The organism is Microcoleus sp. Z1_B2, from assembly GCF_036700325.1.
Lineage (GTDB): Bacteria > Cyanobacteriota > Cyanobacteriia > Cyanobacteriales > Microcoleaceae > Microcoleus.
Map to the genome: position 1 here is coordinate 72,969 of NZ_JAUBOQ010000024.1, position 18,439 is coordinate 91,407.

Annotated in this window: 12 protein-coding genes and 1 pseudogene; 8 read left to right on the forward strand and 5 right to left on the reverse strand. The window is 47.4% G+C overall.

Going from position 1 to position 18,439, the window contains the following annotated elements:
• Window positions 1-999: pseudogene (locus tag QT984_RS15955) on the reverse strand (alpha-mannosidase); the annotation flags it as partial.
• Between the two features lie 343 nt (window positions 1,000-1,342).
• Between QT984_RS15955 and QT984_RS15960 the strand changes: the two are divergent.
• The 4 genes from QT984_RS15960 to QT984_RS15975 all read left to right on the forward strand — a co-directional run bounded on the left by QT984_RS15960 (window position 1,343) and on the right by QT984_RS15975 (window position 7,285).
• Window positions 1,343-3,328: a hypothetical protein gene (locus QT984_RS15960; RefSeq protein WP_333374398.1), complete on the forward strand. Its 1,986-nt coding sequence runs from the start codon at window positions 1,343-1,345 to the stop codon at window positions 3,326-3,328.
• A gap of 78 nt (window positions 3,329-3,406) precedes the next feature.
• Window positions 3,407-3,523 carry a photosystem II reaction center protein I gene (locus QT984_RS15965; RefSeq protein WP_039887172.1) on the forward strand — a complete coding sequence of 39 codons (117 nt, stop codon included), beginning with the start codon at window positions 3,407-3,409 and terminating at the stop codon, window positions 3,521-3,523.
• Window positions 3,524-3,966: 443 nt separating this feature from the next.
• Window positions 3,967-6,495: a DUF3769 domain-containing protein gene (locus tag QT984_RS15970; RefSeq protein WP_333374400.1), complete on the forward strand. Its 2,529-nt coding sequence runs from the start codon at window positions 3,967-3,969 to the stop codon at window positions 6,493-6,495.
• Between the two features lie 118 nt (window positions 6,496-6,613).
• Window positions 6,614-7,285: a hypothetical protein gene (locus QT984_RS15975; protein ID WP_333053080.1), complete on the forward strand. Its 672-nt coding sequence runs from the start codon at window positions 6,614-6,616 to the stop codon at window positions 7,283-7,285.
• 25 nt (window positions 7,286-7,310) lie between these two features.
• On the opposite strand, the gene QT984_RS15980 is transcribed toward QT984_RS15975, so the two are convergent.
• Window positions 7,311-7,826, reverse strand: a complete 516-nt coding sequence (locus QT984_RS15980) for a phycobiliprotein lyase (RefSeq protein WP_333053082.1) — start codon at window positions 7,824-7,826, stop codon at window positions 7,311-7,313.
• A gap of 703 nt (window positions 7,827-8,529) precedes the next feature.
• Here QT984_RS15980 and QT984_RS15985 point away from each other — a divergent pair.
• On the forward strand, window positions 8,530-10,758 hold the full coding sequence (locus QT984_RS15985) for a hypothetical protein (protein ID WP_333053084.1): 2,229 nt from the start codon (window positions 8,530-8,532) through the stop codon (window positions 10,756-10,758).
• 77 nt (window positions 10,759-10,835) lie between these two features.
• Here the strand turns inward: QT984_RS15985 and QT984_RS15990 are convergent, their stop codons facing one another.
• From QT984_RS15990 to QT984_RS16000, 3 genes are all read right to left on the reverse strand, one after another.
• On the reverse strand, window positions 10,836-11,510 hold the full coding sequence (locus QT984_RS15990) for a Uma2 family endonuclease (protein WP_333053086.1): 675 nt from the start codon (window positions 11,508-11,510) through the stop codon (window positions 10,836-10,838).
• Window positions 11,511-11,736: 226 nt separating this feature from the next.
• Window positions 11,737-13,146, reverse strand: a complete 1,410-nt coding sequence (locus QT984_RS15995; protein ID WP_333374402.1) for a heterodisulfide reductase-related iron-sulfur binding cluster — start codon at window positions 13,144-13,146, stop codon at window positions 11,737-11,739.
• A 356-nt stretch (window positions 13,147-13,502) separates the two neighbouring features.
• Window positions 13,503-14,939: an FAD-binding oxidoreductase gene (locus QT984_RS16000; RefSeq protein WP_333053089.1), complete on the reverse strand. Its 1,437-nt coding sequence runs from the start codon at window positions 14,937-14,939 to the stop codon at window positions 13,503-13,505.
• Between the two features lie 97 nt (window positions 14,940-15,036).
• Here QT984_RS16000 and QT984_RS16005 point away from each other — a divergent pair, with 97 nt between their 5' ends.
• The 3 genes from QT984_RS16005 to QT984_RS16015 all read left to right on the forward strand — a co-directional run bounded on the left by QT984_RS16005 (window position 15,037) and on the right by QT984_RS16015 (window position 18,437).
• Window positions 15,037-16,500 (forward strand): ATPase domain-containing protein, encoded by a 1,464-nt coding sequence (locus QT984_RS16005; RefSeq protein ID WP_333053090.1) that lies wholly within the window; start codon window positions 15,037-15,039, stop codon window positions 16,498-16,500.
• 408 nt (window positions 16,501-16,908) lie between these two features.
• Entirely contained in the window at window positions 16,909-17,280 is a 372-nt protein-coding gene (locus tag QT984_RS16010) for a response regulator (RefSeq protein ID WP_333053092.1), read from the forward strand.
• Window positions 17,277-18,437, forward strand: coding sequence for an ATP-binding protein (locus tag QT984_RS16015; protein ID WP_333053094.1), 1,161 nt, complete (start codon window positions 17,277-17,279; stop codon window positions 18,435-18,437). Before QT984_RS16010 ends, QT984_RS16015 begins: the two co-directional genes overlap by 4 nt.
• Window positions 18,438-18,439 lie beyond the last annotated feature (2 nt).

Genomic DNA, 18,439 nt, shown 5'->3' on the forward strand with positions numbered 1-18,439 from the left:
TATATATATAGATGTAGCATCGCTATTGTCTCCAACCTGAGAAACCTCCTCCCTTCTTCCTCCCTCTGCGCCCTCTGCGCCCTCTGCGGTTCCCACATCTAAATTCCCAGAAAAAGATGTCAGCTCACCGCTTTCTCCTATATATATAGATGTAGCATCGCTATTGTCTCCAACCTGAGAAACCTCCTCCCTTCTTCCTCCCTCTGCGCCCTCTGTGTCCTCTGCGGTTCCCACATCTAAATTCCCAGAAAAAGCCCGCAGATATCCCAGTAAATTGTGCCGCAAAACAGACAGCGAGCGATCGAACTTTTCGCGATCGCCCACCGCCGCCCAATCAATCAAACCCATCGCCAAATCAATCTCAGATTTCAGCATTTCCCCCTTGACAAACCTGGGGCGATTTGCTATTATTTCGGTGGGGAGGTATTGGGAATTTTCAATTTCTAAATTTCGACTAAGCGAATTTTGCAAAATCTCTAATTCGGCAGCCACAAAACCCGGATCGAAACAAGAAGAGTCAGCAGCTTCGTACAAACAAATCGATCGCACTAAAGCACCGCTATCGTGACCCGGACTTACCAACCGCAAAATTACTAAAAATTCATCTCCGGGATTGGCCGACGAACTCAACAAAACTCGATCGGCAAAATCAAATAAATCTCCCTGTCCGACCAACTCGCCGTTGACAAAAATTTGAGCATCTTCCGCCCACCAAGTCAAGCCCAGTAGCAACCGCAAACCAACCACAGGATAGCCGTGCAAATTGTCAGGAATTACAAATTGCTGACCCAAATACAAAACTTGCTTCCCCGACGGCCAAGTAATATGTCCTTTGCTGTTAAGTTCGACAACAGGACTGTTACAAATATTTACCGAAGAGACAGCAGAGTCAGAATCGCAGTACCTCCAACCAGACTGAACCTCCACTTGGCTGAGGCGGCGCAACTTTTCGACAGTGGCAGAAATATTGTTGCTAGCAGGTGACACAGAAGCGCTCATATTTCGCTAAAATAGGAATTGTGTATTAATCAAAAATCGGATTGAACTCACATCTTGCACTATTCTCAAGAACAGGCAAGATGCCTGTTCCACAAAGAGTGAATTTTCTTGTGGGGAGTAGGGGGTGGGCATCCTGCAGTCAGTAAAAGGCTTATTGACATTGGTGCAATATCTTATATCGAACCGCGAAGACGCGTTCGGCGAAGCCGTTCCCGAAGGGTAGGACGCGAAGAAATAAAGGTTTCAGAGGGTTTGAAGCTTCGATTAAGATATCGCTTTGATTTTACAGCAATATTCAGCAATTCCGGCGCGAATCAAAAATCTGAATTCAAGAATTAAACTTATGTCCAACGGTTACTACGGCCCATACCAAAGCCGACTATTAAATTTTATATCGAAACAGTCCCGCCAAGTCGCTGACAATTGCGATCGAACTTGGCGTCAAATTAAAGAAACAACTCTCACCGCCACCCAAATTCTGCTTTATCCAGCTTATTTGCTGGTGCAAAGTTCCCGAATGCTGGGCCGACAGTTGCGGGCATCAAGTCAAAAAATAGATTTACCGGAACTGCAAGAATTTGGCGGTGACGAAAATGCCGATTTGCCACAAAATTGGTATCAGGGGGAAGTTTCCGAAGAAAGTTCGATCGCCGAAATTTTGCACCTCGCCGAAAATTTACTAACCTCGTCGCAAACCGCGAAAACTTTAGCCAGCTTCCCGCTGTTAATAAATCAGGGAAATGCTGCTAGCGATTTACATCCGGCTATCAATTTTAGCGGACAAACCGCCAAGCATCAAACCACTTCCGTCTTAGAACACCCGCTGGCTAAAACTGAATTAAAACCCCAGCCGAAAGTTGAGGGAATTGCCAGTTTTATACCAGCCCGCACTTTAGTATTGGTGGGAAGAGAAAATCAGATATTAGATATTTTGACACCCGAACAGCAGGAAATGCTTGAAGGTTGCATAACTTGGGAAGTAGCCAACAGCGGGCCGGAACGACGGGAAATTACCCAAAAAGAATTAAAATTTAATCTCGGTTTGGAGTCAGCGGCGAAAAAAGCGCAGTTACCGCCGATGCGTCGTTTTTGGGAATTGATGGCCTGGCTTCAGACGAGTCCGGTTGCCCTCAAAAGAAATCAGTTTGGAGAATCAATCCTCGCAGTTAAAAAATCGATCGACCGCAATGCCATCCTAGTCCAAAAAGCCCGCGCGCAGATCGAAGCAAAAACCGCACAGCAGTCAATTGCGGCATCGAATTCGATCGACCACAATACCCCAAAACTAGAAACTAATTTTAACAGCAAGTTCGATCGACCCCCAACTCCTCTCTCCTTTGTTACATTACTCGATCGCGCCGCCGTCAACATCGAGGAATTAACCCTCCCGCCAGCGGCAAAAACAACCGCCGCACCCACGGAAGCCCCCGGAGTCAAAATTGACACATCCGGCACAGATGCCAATGTAGATTTTTCCGCCCGTGACATCCTCGAAAAATACGCTAGAAACATCGAACAAATGATTTGGTCGTCAGTAGACCACCTTTTGGGCAAAGAAACGGCAGCCAGTGATAATACGGAGAAATCAGTTGCAATTCAGTATTATTTGAAACAGCGACAAGAACAAGAAAACACCCAAAATAGCCCAGAGGTCGATCGACCGTGGCTCAACTGGCAAGACTTATTCGGGGAAGCAGCACCGCCGCATTTAATCGACGGCAGTTCCCAGCCAGAGGCAGTAGTTCAAACCCTAATATCACAAGCTAACCCAAAAGTCAAGCAGGAAATAGCAGAAGTAGGAGAATTGCCCGAAGGTCGATCGATCGCAGTCTCAATATCCCCTTACCCCGAAGCACTTCACCGCCTGCTAGGGCAGCTAAAACAGAGCTTGCTCACAAAAAGCCCAAATACTCAACCCCAAACAGCATCTGATTTATCAGATTTAGCAGTTACTCAAAAAAATAGCTCTGCACTCGCAGCAGAATCAACCCCAGGGCGCGCGCCGGAAACCCAAGTGCCAAAAAACACCAACCCGAACACCGCACAAAACAACAAATCCCCAGCAGCAATCACCCCGCAAACCAGCAGATACACCGCCCCAACCCGCGCTGCTGCTGAACCAAAAAATCCCAGCGCAGGCGTCCCACCAGAGGGCGAATACTTAGAAACAAAAGCAGAATCGATGGGATACATTAAGCACCCCCTAGAACAAGTGCTCGAATGGCTCGATCGAGTTATGCTGCGGCTAGAAAACATCGCCGAGCAACTCTGGAATTGGGCAAAAATCAACTTGCCAAAAATCCTCAAAAGCAAAGATAAAATTGACTAATCTTTAGCTTATGATAAAAAAGTTGCGGCAACAGCAGCAAATCAGCTCAGTATTAGGCCATCTTTGGAGACTCCCACAGTGCTAACCCTCAAAATCGTAGTTAATGTAGTTGTTTTATTTTTTGTTTCCCTGTTCATATTTGGATTTTTGTCCAATGACCCAGCCCGGAACCCCAACCGCAGAGACATGGAATAAACAACTTATCTCGCCCGCAGAGTAGGGGCGCGTCACCGCAGCCCCTGCAACAGCCGACAAACCCGCAAAAATTAGTCGGACAAAACTTGACAATCCAAGCATCCAGGATACAAGCCCCCTGATTCATCAGTCCAGAAATAAAAAACCTGTATCCGATAAAGGAGCCCCCGAATTGATCCGTGGGGTAAATGCTTCAAATCTAAAATCTAAAATCTAAAATCTAAAATCGATTGACCTCGCACCGCCAGCGAGGTTATCTTGTGGCGGAAGCAAGTTCTGAAAGCAGCCCTATTCCGGCGCGCCAAAGCCACTGCAAATTTTAGATGTCAGATTAATCTCTAAACAGTTACCTTTTAGATGCAAAATTTTCAATAAATTGCACCCTATAAAATCTAAAATCTAAAATCTAAAATCTAAAATCGGATGACTTACCTGTAGTAACTATGCCCTATCCGGTACCGCCGCCAGAACCCCCTGGCATCATCTACATCGCAAAGCCAAAAAAAGTCGCCCTCACTGTCGCGGCCGGCGATGGAGACACCCTCCGCAACCCCGCAGAAATACCGGAACCAAGCCCAGACATCGTTCAGCCAGAACCCACACCAGCCCCAGCAGAACCCGCAGCCACACTCCTCGGCACCACTGCAGCCACCGATGGGCCTCCAGAAATCGCCGACCCCCTAGCGGAAGTCGAAAGCGGCCACGCAGTGGTGGGATTTCAGCGTCAGGCCCCTGTGGAAGAACCCGAAACTGCGGAAACTCCGAAAGATTCCTCGTTTACAGCTTACCAATTGGGTTCGGTAGAAAATGCCATTGCCATTCGGAATCGGGAACGAACCGCAGAGGCGCAGAGAAAACAGGAGAGAAATCTTGCCGGAAAGCAGGAAAGTTGGTATCAGGCCCAAGGCCGACAGTTAGAAGATAACTCTCCCCAACCTGCTGAAATTCCCGTTCCAGAACCCGCCCTAGAACCAGAACCCAGCGGGCAACAGCAGTTCGACATTCCCGCACCAGCAACCACCCCCGCACCCAGAACCCCCCCTGCGCCGACACCGAAACCTAAACCAGCCGCGCCGGGAGTCCGCACCGCCCCTTCTGGGCGGACGGTGCCTTTTCCCGTGACTCCAGCCGATACTATCGAAGTTAAGGCTGACAGCCAAGAATTCGACGACAAGCAGCAAATTGTGACGGCGGTTGGTAATGTCGTCGTGCGGTTCCGGCAAACTGTGATTGATGCCGATCAAGCGATTGTCAACTTAGTCACCCGCCAAGTGGTAGCATCCGGCAATGTCGCCTATACCCGCGGGCAACAAGTAGTGCGCGGCCAGCGGATGGAGTTCAATCTCGGCCTCAACAGCGGCGCAGTCGAACAAGCAAGAGGCGAAATATTCCTGCCCGCAGCAGGTAGCGAATTGACTCCCACACTGCCGACAGATATTAGTGCCGGGACGATTCTCGAACAGCCACTGAGCGATCGAATTACCAGCCAGCAGCCCCTGCGCGGAGTCAGATCCCCCGGCGCTGCTACAGTAACTCTCGGTGGGGGTGGACAGCTAGCAGCCCCCCAAGTGGTCGGCGCCGTCAACCGCATCCGCTTTGAAGCAGAACGCATCGAACTGCTGCCAGACGGCGCGAGGGTAGCAACCAACATTCGGCTTACTAACGACCCGTTTTCCCCCCCGGAATTTGAATACAGGGCCCGGACGGCGACGATTAGAAGGATTTCGCCCACGGCAGAGGAATTAGTCACAACGAAACCCCGCTTGGTGTTCGACAACCGAGTGAAAATACCCGTGTATCCCCGCAGGCAAGTGTTTGACAGCAGGCAGCAGAGCGGCCCGTGTTTGACCTTTGGCTACGACGGAGGCGAACGCGGCGGTTTGTATGCCGAGTGCGGTTTTGAGGTGTTGCAAAACGGGCCGGTGCGGCTGACTCTGACGCCCCAAATTTACCTGCAGCGTCTCGTGGCAGAGAACGGCGGCAATCCGTTTTCTCCCGACAGCTACGGGCTGAAAGCGAGGTTGGGCGCTAGTCTGGGCCCGCGTACCAGGCTGGACGGATCGGCAATATTTCTGAGTTTTGAAAATTTCCCGAACTTGCCGGAAGACAGCTTTCGGGGCAATTTGCGCCTGCGACAGTCGATCGGCACTCACACTCTGGCCGCAGAATACAGTTATCGCGATCGACTGTTTAACGGTTCTCTGGGCTTTCAAACCGTGCAGAGCAGCCTGGGGGCAGTCCTGACTTCCCCAGTCATCCCACTCGGAGGCACGGGCATCAATCTCAGCTACCAAGCTGGGTATCAATTTATCAATGCTGACACCGATCGACCAGACTTGCTCGAACCAGTGCGGGAAAACAACCGCATCGATCTGGGCCGTTCCCAAGTTAGCTTTGCCTTGAGTCGCGGCTTCAACCTGTGGGAGGGCGAACCGCTGCCCCGCACTCCCACCCAAGGTTTGAAGTACACGCGGACGCCGGTGGTTCCTTTCTTGCAACTAGCCTTGGGACTCCGGGGAGTTGGTACTTATTACAGCAGTGGCGATCGACAAAATTCCCTCGCCCCCAGCGTCGGCATTCAAGGGCAGTTCGGTCATTTCTCCCGCCCTTTCCTCGATTACACTGGGTTTAACGTGACTTATACCCAAGTGGGGCGCGACGGTGTATCGCCGTTTTTATTCGATCGCCTAGTAGATTTGAGAGTCCTGTCTTTTGGACTTGTCCAGCAAGTTTACGGAGGCTTTCGAGTTGGATTTCAAAGTGCTATTAATTTAGAAAGCGGGGAAACAATCAGTACGAATTACACTCTAGAATACAGCCGCCGCAGCTACGCAATCATTTTGCGTTTTAATCCTGAGCGTCAAGTCGGCAGCCTGACTTTTAGAATTAGCGACTTCAACTGGAATGGGACTCCCCAACCTTTTTCCGGGGACGCGCGAACTGTAGAAGGAGGAGTGCGTTTATCCGATTAATTCAATGGGCTAATTGGGAATTGGTCATTGGGAATTGGTCATTGGGAATTTGGAACCAACCGTCAACAGAAAACAGTCCACAGAAAACAGTCAACAGTCAACAGTCAACAGACAACACATGACAGAAGTGACCGCAATATCTGCACAAGCAGCGGCTCTGCTGGTTCACTACGGTTTTGACCTAGGTGGCAAAAAAGCCGAGAAATTGGCGGGTGAATGGCTGACCAAGTATCCCGGCTATTGGCTGCGTTTAGCAGTGGTTGAAGCACTTTATCAAGGGCGCTACAAGGCTGTTTCTGTGGGACAGCTATTGAGTATGTGGCATCGGATAGGTCAACCTCTCTATCATTTCAATCGCGAGTTTGAACGCTTGGTATGCAATAATTTTCCTCAAAATTTAACCGGGGAAAGTGCTGCTCAACTGTCACCGGAAGATATACTTTTATCGCACCAGGAACCGGAAGTAAGTGCCGCAGAGTTAGATTTGCGTGGGCCGTCAGAGGCGCAACTGGATGTGGCGCTTCAAGCAGAAGTCCCAAACACAGAGGCCCAGGAAACAGGAAAATTACCTGCTGCCGACGATCGCACCAAAGAAAATACAGAATTTGTAGTATATGAAGATGTGGCTGTTACCGCCCTCGCCGATCGAGCCGAAGTTGAGCACAAATTAGCGGACAAACCTGTGGCAAAATCATTCCCAGTTGTCAAACACACTGATTTTCATACCAAGTTAAAAGCGATTGCCAGAGAAGGCCGAAGAAAGAAGGGAGAAAGCAGAAATAGAGTGTAAACTTTGGGAACTATATAGTTATTTTTCACTTTTCACTTGGGGCACTTACTCCCATCCGAATTTCCGAACAAAAAGAAGCTTGTTCCGTACCGTTAGCTTGCTTAACAACGCTAGTCCGCAGCCGCAAATTGGGCATGAGATACCACAGCCTTTCTTCCGCATGGAGGGTGTCTGATTCTGTAATCAATGTCAGCACGTCGTCGCCCATCACGTAGCGACTATTACCCTTGTCTTGCAACACTTTGCCTTCGCTTGGATTGTCGGGATTTGGTACGATCGCTAGTATTGTAGAACCGATTTGTTTAGCTTGGTCGCGATCGGGAATACCGTCCCAACTAATCCGAACGCTAGTTAGCTTAGTTGAAGCCGGGTTAATCGAGTGTTGTTGGCAAAGTTTAACGACTGCTGCATCGCTAGCTGTCAGTATTTCTATTTTGAGGTCGGATTTACCTGCCTGCAATTCCCCAGAATGGAGATTGTGTACGGTACGCTGAGAAAACCATTTACCTGCACTTAACTCGAAAAACTCGATAACATCCATGAAATTTGTCTCTAAAGTCAATACTGCTTTATTTGCGATCGTGACTTGCGCGCTATGGAGTCAGAAACCCGGTTTCTTCCTACGTACCTAGCGGTCAAACCAATGATTTTGTCTAGAAACCCGGTTTAATAGTGCAAGTCCTTTTCTATATTTTAGAGGAAGGGGGCGCACCTGCAAAGCTTTCTGAGAGCTTTAGGTGAAACAGATTGCAGATGCCGCCCTGGTAGCAAACCCAACCAGGGGGACATCTGCCTCCCTGATGTGGCCGACTTGAGAGAAAATTAGAGCATCCGCCATCATGTTTCGTTATAAAAAGTCTTTTTCGCACTTTCAATAGGATTGCGATACCTGAAAATTTTTAGCTTGAGAGTGTTTATCGATCGACCATTGCCCAAAGAGCCGCTATGTTAAGAAAAACAAAGATATATGTCAGCTTTTGTCGCTCAATCGGTAAATTGGGCGTTGCTGAGTTGAATTATATTGGCCGCGATTTATTGTAATCGCACTGCTTGAAAATTCTCAAAGCAGACTTCGACTAAAAAACAAGCAATTCATCGAACCATCACCAAACCGAGGACAGCAAGCCTATAGCACATAGCATTCAAATATGTCATGCTAAGTCTAAGAGAAAAGATTCTCGATCGGCTTTTCGGTAGGGTGCAGCTAGCGATCGTATACATTTAAAGAACACATCCGTAAATTTATGACCGAGTTTAAACAAGGGCTGGATCAAATCCAGCCCGCAGAACAGACGAACTACCTGGGAATATTGCCCAGTCAGCTAGCAGCGACTTCAGACTCCGAAAAATTATACAGCTTACTAACAGATTACAATTTTATTAAAGCCAAGCTGTCAGCATCGGGAGTACAGGCGCTAATAGAAGATTACGATTTAGCAACAAGTCCCGATATTATTTCAGACCAAAAAGCCGAACGACTCAAATTAATCCAAGAAGCAATTCGGCTGTCAGCCCACATTCTAGCCGCAGATAAAAGCCAACTAGCCACCCAACTAATAGCCCGCTTGATGCGCTTTGAAAGTCCAGAAATTCAAGCCCTGCTAGCACAGGCAAAACATCAAACAACCCCCTGGCTGCGACCGCTAACGCCCAGCTTTACCCCTCCCGGCGGGAGATTGCTGCGTACCCTCACCGGACATACAGACTGGGTACAAGGTGTAGCAATCACCCCCGACGGCAAGCGGGCAATTTCTGCGTCCTCCGACCACACTCTTAAAATTTGGCACTTAGAAACAGGAGAAGAACTTGGCACCCTCAAAGGTCATCTTACCTACGTCAATGCTGTAGCTGTAACCCCCGACGGTACTAAAGTAATTTCCGGTTCTTGGGACAATACAATTAAAATTTGGGATTTAGAAACAGCGACAGAAATATTTACCTTTGCAGGCGATACTTTTGCCGTAGAAGCAGTAGCAGTAACTCCCGACGGCAAGCGAGTAATTTCAGGTTCTTGGGATGGCAGTATTAAAGTTTGGGATTTGACAAGCAGGGAAGTAATTTTTAACTTCAAAGGTCACAGCAGTTTTGTCCAGTCCGTAGCAGTAAGTCCTGATAGCAAACGGTTAATTTCCGGGTCGGGAGACAACAGCATGAAAGTCTGGAACATAGAAACCGGAAAAGAACTTTTTACTCTCACCGGTCATACAGACTGGGTAAAAAGTGTAGCCGTTACTCCCGACGGCGAAAAAATAATTTCCGGCAGCTACGACGAAACTGTTCAAGTCTGGAGTTTGTCAGAAAGAAAGCAACTTTTCACTTTAGGAAAACACAGCAGTTTCGTTCAAGCTGTGGCTGTTACCCCCGACGGCAAACGGGTAATTTCGGCTGCCGGCGACAAAACGCTGAAAGTTTGGAATCTCGAAACAAAAGAAGAACTTTTCACTTTTACCAATCACATAGCCCCAGTGAATGCTGTGGCCGTTACCCCGGACGGCAAGAGGATAGTTTCTGGTTCCTCTGACAAAACTCTCAAAGTTTGGCACTTAGAAACAGGCAAAGAAAATTTATCATTTGCAGGTCACGATGACTGGGTAAATGCCGTAGCAGTGACGGCGGACGGTACGAAAGCGATTTCCGGTTCAGGAGACAACAGCATTAAAGTCTGGAATCTCAAAAAGGGACAGGAAATTTTAACTATTTCGGGGCATCAAGATTGGGTAAAAGCGATCGCAATCACACCGGATAGCAAGCGAGTAGTTTCGGGTTCCGGCGACAAAACTGTGAAAGTTTGGGATATAGAAACCGGAAAAGAAATCTTTACTTTCACGGGTCACACAGACTGGGTAAATTCTGTGGCAGTGACGCCAGACGGAACGATGGCGATTTCCGGTTCTGGAGACAAAACTATTAAAGTTTGGAATCTAGAAACAGGAGAGGAAGTTTTTACTTTTTTAGGTCATGAGGACGGGATAAAAGCTGTGGCAGTTACTCCCGACAGCAAGCGGGTTATTTCGGCTTCCGGCGACCAAACTCTGAAAATTTGGAGTTTGGGTAAAGAAAAGAATATTTTGGCAAATTTCTGGAATTTAGCCGTCAAAAATCTACTTTTCACTCTCAAAGGTCATGAGAGTTTTGTGAATGCTGTGGCAGTTACGGCGGATGGCAAATGGGCGATTTCAGGAGGGCGGGAACAGAATTTGAAAGTTTGGGATTTGTCAAGTAGAAAAGAAGTTTTTACTTTGGCAGGTCATGCAGATGCGGTAACATCGGTGGCGACTATGGGAACAAAGGCAATTTCTGTTTCGGACGATAATACTCTCAAAGTTTGGGATTTGTTAAGTCGAGAAGTAATTGCTAGTTTCAGCGGAGATAGTGCTTTGAAAGCTTGCGCTATTGCACCGGATGGGGTGACAATCTTAGTGGCGGAAGCTTCGGGACAGGTGCATTTTTTGAGGTTAGAAGACGGGAAATAGTCATTAGTCATTAGTCATTATGCCGATCGCACTTTTGCTAAAATTTAAAAGTGCGATGGTCTTTTCCCCCATCTAGTTTACAATTGTTCCGGGTCAATTCCCATCGATCGCAGTCTTTCTGCTAGGACAGCAGCCCGCTGTTCAGCTTGTTCTGCCCGCAGTCGTTCTTGTTCCAAGCTGCGAGAAACATCCTCATAACTTGTAAACGGTTGGCCGTCAGGGCGATAAATTTGCAACTCTTCACCCGACAAATCAAAGCGAATTCCCAGTCGGGGACTGACCCAATTTTCGATCGCATCAATTACGTCCAAACGCCCCTGTGAACGCATCCAACCGCTGAAATCGTTGCGTTCCGGGTCGTACAGGTAATATTCCTCTACCCCGTGGCGATCGTAAAATACCTGTTTTTTATTCATTTCTGTTAGCCTGTTACCGGGAGAAAGAATTTCAAACACTACTTGTGGCGCGATATTTTCTTCTTCCCACTGCTTGTAAGAACCCCTATCTCCTTTCGGTCTGCCCAAGACTACCATCACATCCGGGCCGATAGAAGTTTTGTTATCTCCTTCAACAGGATACCACAGCAAATTTCCGGCGACAAATACATTCGGGTCATCCGCAAATAGCCACGCTAAATTTTGTTGAATGATGAGTATCCAGCGAAATTGTTTGGTATTGTCTGACATTGGTTCGCCGTCGCTGTCGGGGTAAATTACATCAGGTTTTTGAGGAGACTTAAGTTGAGTTACCATAACTGTTGTCCGGGGTTAGGGACTGTTTAATTTAATTTTAGCTTGTAGGAAGAGTGAAAAGTGCGATTAAGAGCGGGATAGCTAAGCCGCGCGTACTTTCTCAATACAATAACCTATTCATATTTCTCTCTCTTCTCTTCCTCTGCGCCCTCTGCGCCCTCTGCGGTTCATAAAAAAAATCTCACTCAGCAGCGAAAATAGGGCAGACACCGCCCGCCCTACAAAACTACTTCCTCAGCAACTTCACCCCGCGAATCGAATAATCCAAAAGCTCAATTGGGTGCATCAAAGTAACTGTTTTTCCCTGCAACTCCAAATGCTTCTTAATTTGCAAAGAACAACCCGGATTAGAAGAAGCAATCAACTCCGCCCCAGTATTCAGCAAATTCTCCACCTTTTGCACACCCAACTCATCAGCCACCTCCGGCTGAAGCATATTGTAAACCCCCGCACTCCCGCAGCACAAAGCCGCATCCACAGGTTCTTTTAACTTCACCCCAGGGATTTGTTGCAGCAACTGACGCGGCTGCAAACTAATTTTTTGGCCGTGCAACAAATGACAAGCATCCTGATAAACAATTGTCAAATCTCCGTCAATCAAAGGATTGAGTTTTGCCGTAATTCCCGCACTTGCCAAAAACTCTTGCACGTCCTTAACATTAGCAGCAAATTTCTCAGCTTTCTCCCGATAATCAGGGTCATCCGCTAAAATGTGACCGTATTCTTTCAAAGTATGGCCGCACCCAGCAGCGTTGATAATCACAAAATCAACACCCGTATTTTCAAAGCTATCAATCATTTGTCTCGCCAAAGCTTTCGCCTGTTGGGCTTGGCCTTGGTGTTCCGGCAAAGCAGCACAGCATCCCTGACTTTTAGGAACCACAACCTCGCAACCGTTAGCCGTCAAAACACGCACAGTAGCCTCATTAACTGGCGAAAATAACAGCCGCTGCACGCAGCCTAAAATCACGCCGACTCGATAGCGTTTCTCCCCTTGTGCCGGAATTACCTCTGGTAAATTATCCCGGAAAGAATCGACAGTAACTTTCGGCAAAATTGATTCCATCGCCGCCAAGCGGGGAAAGACTTTTTTCAGCAAACCTGTTTTGCGGACAAGTTTTGGCAGTCCTAATTTTTGATAAATAAATAGCGGTACAAGCAAAGGCCGCAATCTGTGAGGATAAGGGAAGAGATTAAAAATCAGAGTGCGAATTACATTGTCGGAAAAAGTGCGTTCCTGATTTCTAGTAACTTGGTGGCGAGTAGCGGAAATTAACTTGTCGTATTGAACTCCAGACGGACAAGTTGTAACGCAGGCCAAACAGCCCAAACAAGTATCGAAATGCTGCGAGGTTGCTTCGTTTAAAGGTGCGTCGCCTTCGTTAATTGCATCCATTAAATAAATGCGGCCTCTGGGGGAATCCATTTCTTTGCCGAGTACGCGATAACTCGGACAAGTTGACAAACAAAAGCCACAGTGTACGCAAGTGTCGATTAATTTCGGATCGGGCGGATTGTTCGCGTCGAAACCTGGGATTTCGAGGGTTTGTAATTGGGGATTTTGTGCTAGAAAATTGCTTTCTTTTGCAGGTCTTAAATTGTCGCTGGGAAGTTGAGATTTTTCTGAAGTTTGCATATATGGGAGAAAGTTCGGCAACGAGCAATGTACGGGATGTAACGGATGTAACGGATGTCAGTCCGATGGAAGTCGGAAGAAGAAAGAAGGAATAAGAAAAAAAGTTTAGTTATCTAGGAGAGAAGTCAGAAGCAATCGATTGCTTATATTTCAGCAATTAAGAAAAGAACTTCCTAACAGTCAGGCGCGGTTGCTATGCTTAGCAAGCCTAAATCCATCAAGCAAACAAAACTTCTCTTCTTTTCTCTTTCTTCGCGGTCTTCGCGCCTTCGCGGTTCGTTAAAAAACAAATCTGGTTCACAAATGACATAGACCGGGATTCAAGAAATACCCAACTCCTGACTATAAACTTTAAACTAAATACCGCTGATAAAACGATCGGGACTCAAAAGATTTTCCGGGTCAAACTGCTGTTTGATCCGGCGCATTAAATCGATCGCACTTCCAGTATAGCCCCAAACATCTAACTGTTGCTTGATATCGGTCGGCGCTGCTAAAACAGTCAGAAAACCGCCTTTAGCTTCGCACCCTCTGCGTACCTGCAACAACGTATCCGCCGTCGCATTCTCAAACCGCAAAACCCCCAAACCGCTGCCTGCATGAATCCAAGCGTTCTGTATCGGCAATGTGTTAATTGCCGTTACAGCTTCCGACGGTCTGATTCCTATTTTGCAAATAATTGCCGACTTTGTGCCAGAATCCCACATTGTTTCTGGCAATCTTTGCCATAACTGATTCTCATCATTTTCGCCGTAGCTAGTGCCTTGCAAACCCAACTTTTCGCCAACTTCCAGCAAGCGGGCTGATTGTTGTTTAACACTTGGGGCGATACTTTGAAATCTGACGATTAATCCCGTGCCCTTTCCTAAGCCTAATTTTGCCACTAATTCAGGTGACAGCAAATCAACGGCACTTGGTGTCAAAGCAGAGGATAATAAGATTTGAGCCGTTTGGGACAAAGCATTAATTTCCCCTGTCAGCACTACGGTTCCCGATGATTCAGGCAGCGGATAAACTCGGAAAGTTACTTGACTTATGACGCCCAATGTGCCGTAAGCACCAGTAAACAGTTTCATCAAGTCGTAACCGGCGACATTTTTAACAACTCGACCCCCGGCTACGGCAATTTTACCGTCCGATCGCACAAAGGTAATTCCCAATAGCAAATCTCTCACCCCCCGATAGCGATGCCGCAAGGAACCCGCATCAGCAGTAGCGACAATGCCGCCCAAAGTTGCCTGTTGCGGATATGCTGGATCGATCGGCAAAAATTGACCTGCTGCAGCTAAAATTTGTTGCAAATCCGCAAACTTCATCCCCGCTTCCGCAGTCACCGTTAAATCGCCCACAGCGTGTTCTACAAGCCGATTGAGGCGCGAAGTGCTGACAGCCACAAGCCCCGCTGCATCAGGAGATACCCTTAAATCCCCCTTAAAAAGACCCACTTTGACAACATCTTGCTCCCCCCTTTGTAGGGGCGGTGCCCCCGTGCCCGCCCTGGGCCGGGGGGGATCGGAGTCTAATTTAACTAAACCGCCCCAATCAAGTTTGCTGCCACTGCCACAAGGCAAGACTGCACAGCGATGTTGCTGTGCCCAAGCAATGACGGCCGCCAGTTCTTCCTGAGTATTGGGGTAAACAGTACAATCCATTTTCGTGTCGGGGGCAACTGCTTTTTCTACCCGTTCTTGCCAAAATGGCTCTGTATCTTGCCAGCGACAGATGCCAGCAGCCCCGACAATACTTTCTAATTCTTGTATGCTTACGTAATTTTCGGTAGAAAAAGATTTCATGAAGGTTATCAGACGCCCGGTAAAAAAAATTATCAAAACACTGCCTAAAACCATTAAATATTAATACGGGCCCGATATTCAAAACATGAAGAAACAAATGTCTCAAAACCGAATTTCTGTGGGAATTACCGGTCTCAACGAAGTGATTGGCGGCGGCCTGATTCCTCAACGCTCTTATCTGGTGCGCGGCGGCCCGGGTACTGGCAAGACTACACTGGGCTTTCACTTTTTGGCAGCAGGTGTGGCTCTGGGAGAAACGCCCCTGTTTATTACTTTAGGAGAACCGGAAGCGCAATTGCGGGCCAATGCCACAAGTCTCGGTTTTGATATGGAAGCGATGGCGTTCCTCGATTTGAGCCCATCCTCAGAATTTTTTACAGAAGTTCAGACTTATGATATTTTCTCCCCCTCCGAGGTGGAGCGAGAACCGACTACACAAAAGATTATCGAGCGAGTCCAAGCTGTCAAGCCACAACGGGTGTTTTTGGACGCAATCACTCAATTTCGCTACTTAGCTGCGGATGAGTTTCAGTTTCGCAAGCAAGTTTTGTCTTTTCTGCGGTTTTTAGTCGAAGGGGGGGCGACGGTGGTGTTTACCTCCGAAGGCACTTCAAGTGCTCCCGATGACGATTTGCAATTCATCAGCGACGGGGTAATTTATTTAGAACTGCGCCCTGAAGGACGCGCCCTGACTGTCACCAAGCTGCGAGGCTCTAACTTCCGCAGCGGCCGCCATTCGCTGCGCCTGACTCAGGCTGGTATGGAGGTGTTTCCGCGACTGCTTCCAGACAACTTTCAACAGGATTTTGTTGCGGAAGCGATTTCTTCTGGGGTTCCAGAAATTGACGAACTGCTGCACGGGGGACTGGAACGGGGGACTGTGACGGTGATTAGCGGGCCTAGCGGCGTGGGTAAAACGACGGTGGGGATTCAGTTTATGAAGGAAGCTGCAGGAAGGGGGGAGCGATCGGTAGTTTACATTTTTGAGGAGTCAAGTTCTACTCTGCTGCGCCGCTGCGAATCAGTTAACATCCCGGTTGGGGCGATGATTGGACAAGGAAGCCTTTCGGTGATACCCGTGGAACCTTTGCTGTACTCGCCGGATCAGTTTGCCTGTATGGTACGGCAGGAGGTGGAGCAGGAAAAGACGCGGATTGTGATGATTGACAGTATTTCTGGCTATCAGCTTTCGATGCAGGGACAAGATTTGGTGAACAATTTGCACGCTTTGTGCAAGTATCTGAAGAATATGGGAGTCACCGTTATCTTGATTAATGAGGTAGAAGCCATTAGCGGAGATTTTCGGCTGACCGAGATCGGAATTAGCTATTTGGCGGATAATCTTCTGTTTATACGCTATCTGGAACGCCAATTGCATAATAGGACAGAAATCCGCAAGGCGATCGGAGTAATTAAAAAACGAGTCAGCAATTTCGAGAGAACTCTGCGAGAACTCGAGATTACTCGCTACGGAATCAAAGTCAGCAAACCGATAGCGGGGCTGCGCGGCATTTTGAGTTCGGCGCCGGTGTGGATTGAGGGGGGAGCGGATGAAGATTGAATCGGGGTTTGTCCTGCTGTTTCTGGGCAAGTGCAGCTAATTTCGCAGTCGTGAATCTACTAATGAGTAGGGGGCGCACCGCGCACCTCACCACTAGCCTAAGTCCTGGAAAACTTAAATATATTGGTAAATTTGTGTATTTTTCGACTTTTATCGTAGTGTAGTTTTTAATTCTATGAAATACAGTAGGGGTACAGGGTACGCGGCAGTGTCCTGTACCCCAGCATCTGTACTTCACTCAACTGAAAACCTATGTAATAGTTCGCCGACAAGTAAGCTAATTCCAGATAGAAAAAGAATCCAACTTTATGCCACATCCCAACCCATATATAATCACTCACTCTCCAATCTAAAATCTAAAATCTAAAATCTAAAATGGTATAACCCGTATTCACAGGAACCTGATAAATGACTGGCAAATCAATAATTTTAGCCGTAGATCGCAATCATCGAAACTTGGAACTATTAGCACAATTTCTTAACAAAGAAGGATACCAGATGATCGCGGCTTATAACTTTGAAGATGTTGCACAAGCTATCAGTCAGCCTGCTAGGATCGGGATGGCTTTAGTAGATATTTCTGGTTTCGATCGCCGGATTTGGGACTGCTGCGAACAACTGCGAAATCACCAAATCCCTTTTCTGATACTCTCGCCCAAACAAAGCGCTGCTATTGGGCACGAAAGCCTCTGCCACGGGGCTCGGAATATGTTGGTAAAACCTTTGATCGTTAGAGATTTGCTATCCATTGTGCACAGCTTGCTAGGAGAATCTGCGTGAGTCAAATTTTATTGCTTGTCGAACAGAAAGAAAATCGCCGCCTGTTATTAGAATGGCTAGCTGTTTACTATGAGGTATTGCTGCCAAACTCCACAGATAATAGTGAGGATTTTTTACCATTTAATCAATCTTTTGACCTGGGGATAATTGACGGTATTTCCCTGAAACGCCACTGGCAATGGGTGGCAGCCCAAAAACAGGCAGAACACCCGGTATGCTTGCCTTTTCTTTTGATTACATCCCGCTCGGATGTAGGGATGGCAACGCAATTTATTTGGCAAAGTATTGATGATTTGATTATCGCTCCGATCGAGAAGATTGAATTGCAAGCGCGGGTGGAGATTTTGCTGCGATCGCGCCAGTTGTCTTTAACTCTCAAATTGTCTCACGACCAACTCGATCGCACTCTGCAAACAGCCCAAGAACTCAATGAGATGAAAACATCTTTGCTGTACATGATTGCCCACGACGTTCGCAATCCTTTGAATTTCATCATCGGCACTACACAACTTCTTAGCAAGTACAAGTTGACATTAACAGATGAGAAAACACAAGAACTTCTAGACAAAACTCAAGCAGCCGCCAAAGGTATAGATTTGTTATTAGATGATGTTCTGCTGCTGGGGCGTGTTGAGTCAGGACAAGCCGGGTTTTGCTTGCTACCGCTAGACTTAGCAAAGTTTTGTAATGAGTTGGTAGGCGAATTTCAGAGCAGCCTGAAGCTGAAACCTGAAAATGATCGGGTGACGCTGATTTTTGTGAATCACCATCAATCGGCTATGGCGTGTTTGGAGGTAAGCTTGCTCCGGCGAATTCTGGGCAATTTGCTGTCCAATGCTATTAAGTATTCTGCCCCCAATACCGAAGTAATTTTTGAATTAAAAGTTACTGAAACCGAGGCTATTTTTTCGGTACAGGATGCAGGAATTGGCATACCTTTAGCAGACCAAGGACGGCTTTTTGATTCATTTTACCGGGCTAAAAATGTCGGTCGAATTCCCGGTACTGGACTGGGGCTGAGCATTGTTAAAAAATGCGTGGACTTGCACGGTGGCGAAATTACGTTGAGCAGTGAAGAATGTGTGGGCAGTACATTTACAGTAACACTGCCGATCGCAAAACCAGGAAAAAAGCAAATCTCGCCTGCAACGCCTTAAAC

What these genes read in the sequence shown, in the direction of transcription:
- QT984_RS15960 (WP_333374398.1), top strand. Translation starts at nt 1,343, where the DNA reads ATGTCCAACGGTTACTACGGCCCATACCAAAGCCGACTATTAAATTTT.
- QT984_RS15970 (WP_333374400.1), top strand. Translation starts at nt 3,967, where the DNA reads ATGCCCTATCCGGTACCGCCGCCAGAACCCCCTGGCATCATCTACATC.
- QT984_RS15975 (WP_333053080.1), top strand. Translation starts at nt 6,614, where the DNA reads ATGACAGAAGTGACCGCAATATCTGCACAAGCAGCGGCTCTGCTGGTT.
- QT984_RS15980 (WP_333053082.1), bottom strand. Translation starts at nt 7,826, where the DNA reads ATGGATGTTATCGAGTTTTTCGAGTTAAGTGCAGGTAAATGGTTTTCT.
- QT984_RS15985 (WP_333053084.1), top strand. Translation starts at nt 8,530, where the DNA reads ATGACCGAGTTTAAACAAGGGCTGGATCAAATCCAGCCCGCAGAACAG.
- QT984_RS15990 (WP_333053086.1), bottom strand. Translation starts at nt 11,510, where the DNA reads ATGGTAACTCAACTTAAGTCTCCTCAAAAACCTGATGTAATTTACCCC.
- QT984_RS15995 (WP_333374402.1), bottom strand. Translation starts at nt 13,146, where the DNA reads ATGCAAACTTCAGAAAAATCTCAACTTCCCAGCGACAATTTAAGACCT.
- QT984_RS16000 (WP_333053089.1), bottom strand. Translation starts at nt 14,939, where the DNA reads ATGAAATCTTTTTCTACCGAAAATTACGTAAGCATACAAGAATTAGAA.
- QT984_RS16005 (WP_333053090.1), top strand. Translation starts at nt 15,037, where the DNA reads ATGTCTCAAAACCGAATTTCTGTGGGAATTACCGGTCTCAACGAAGTG.
- QT984_RS16010 (WP_333053092.1), top strand. Translation starts at nt 16,909, where the DNA reads ATGACTGGCAAATCAATAATTTTAGCCGTAGATCGCAATCATCGAAAC.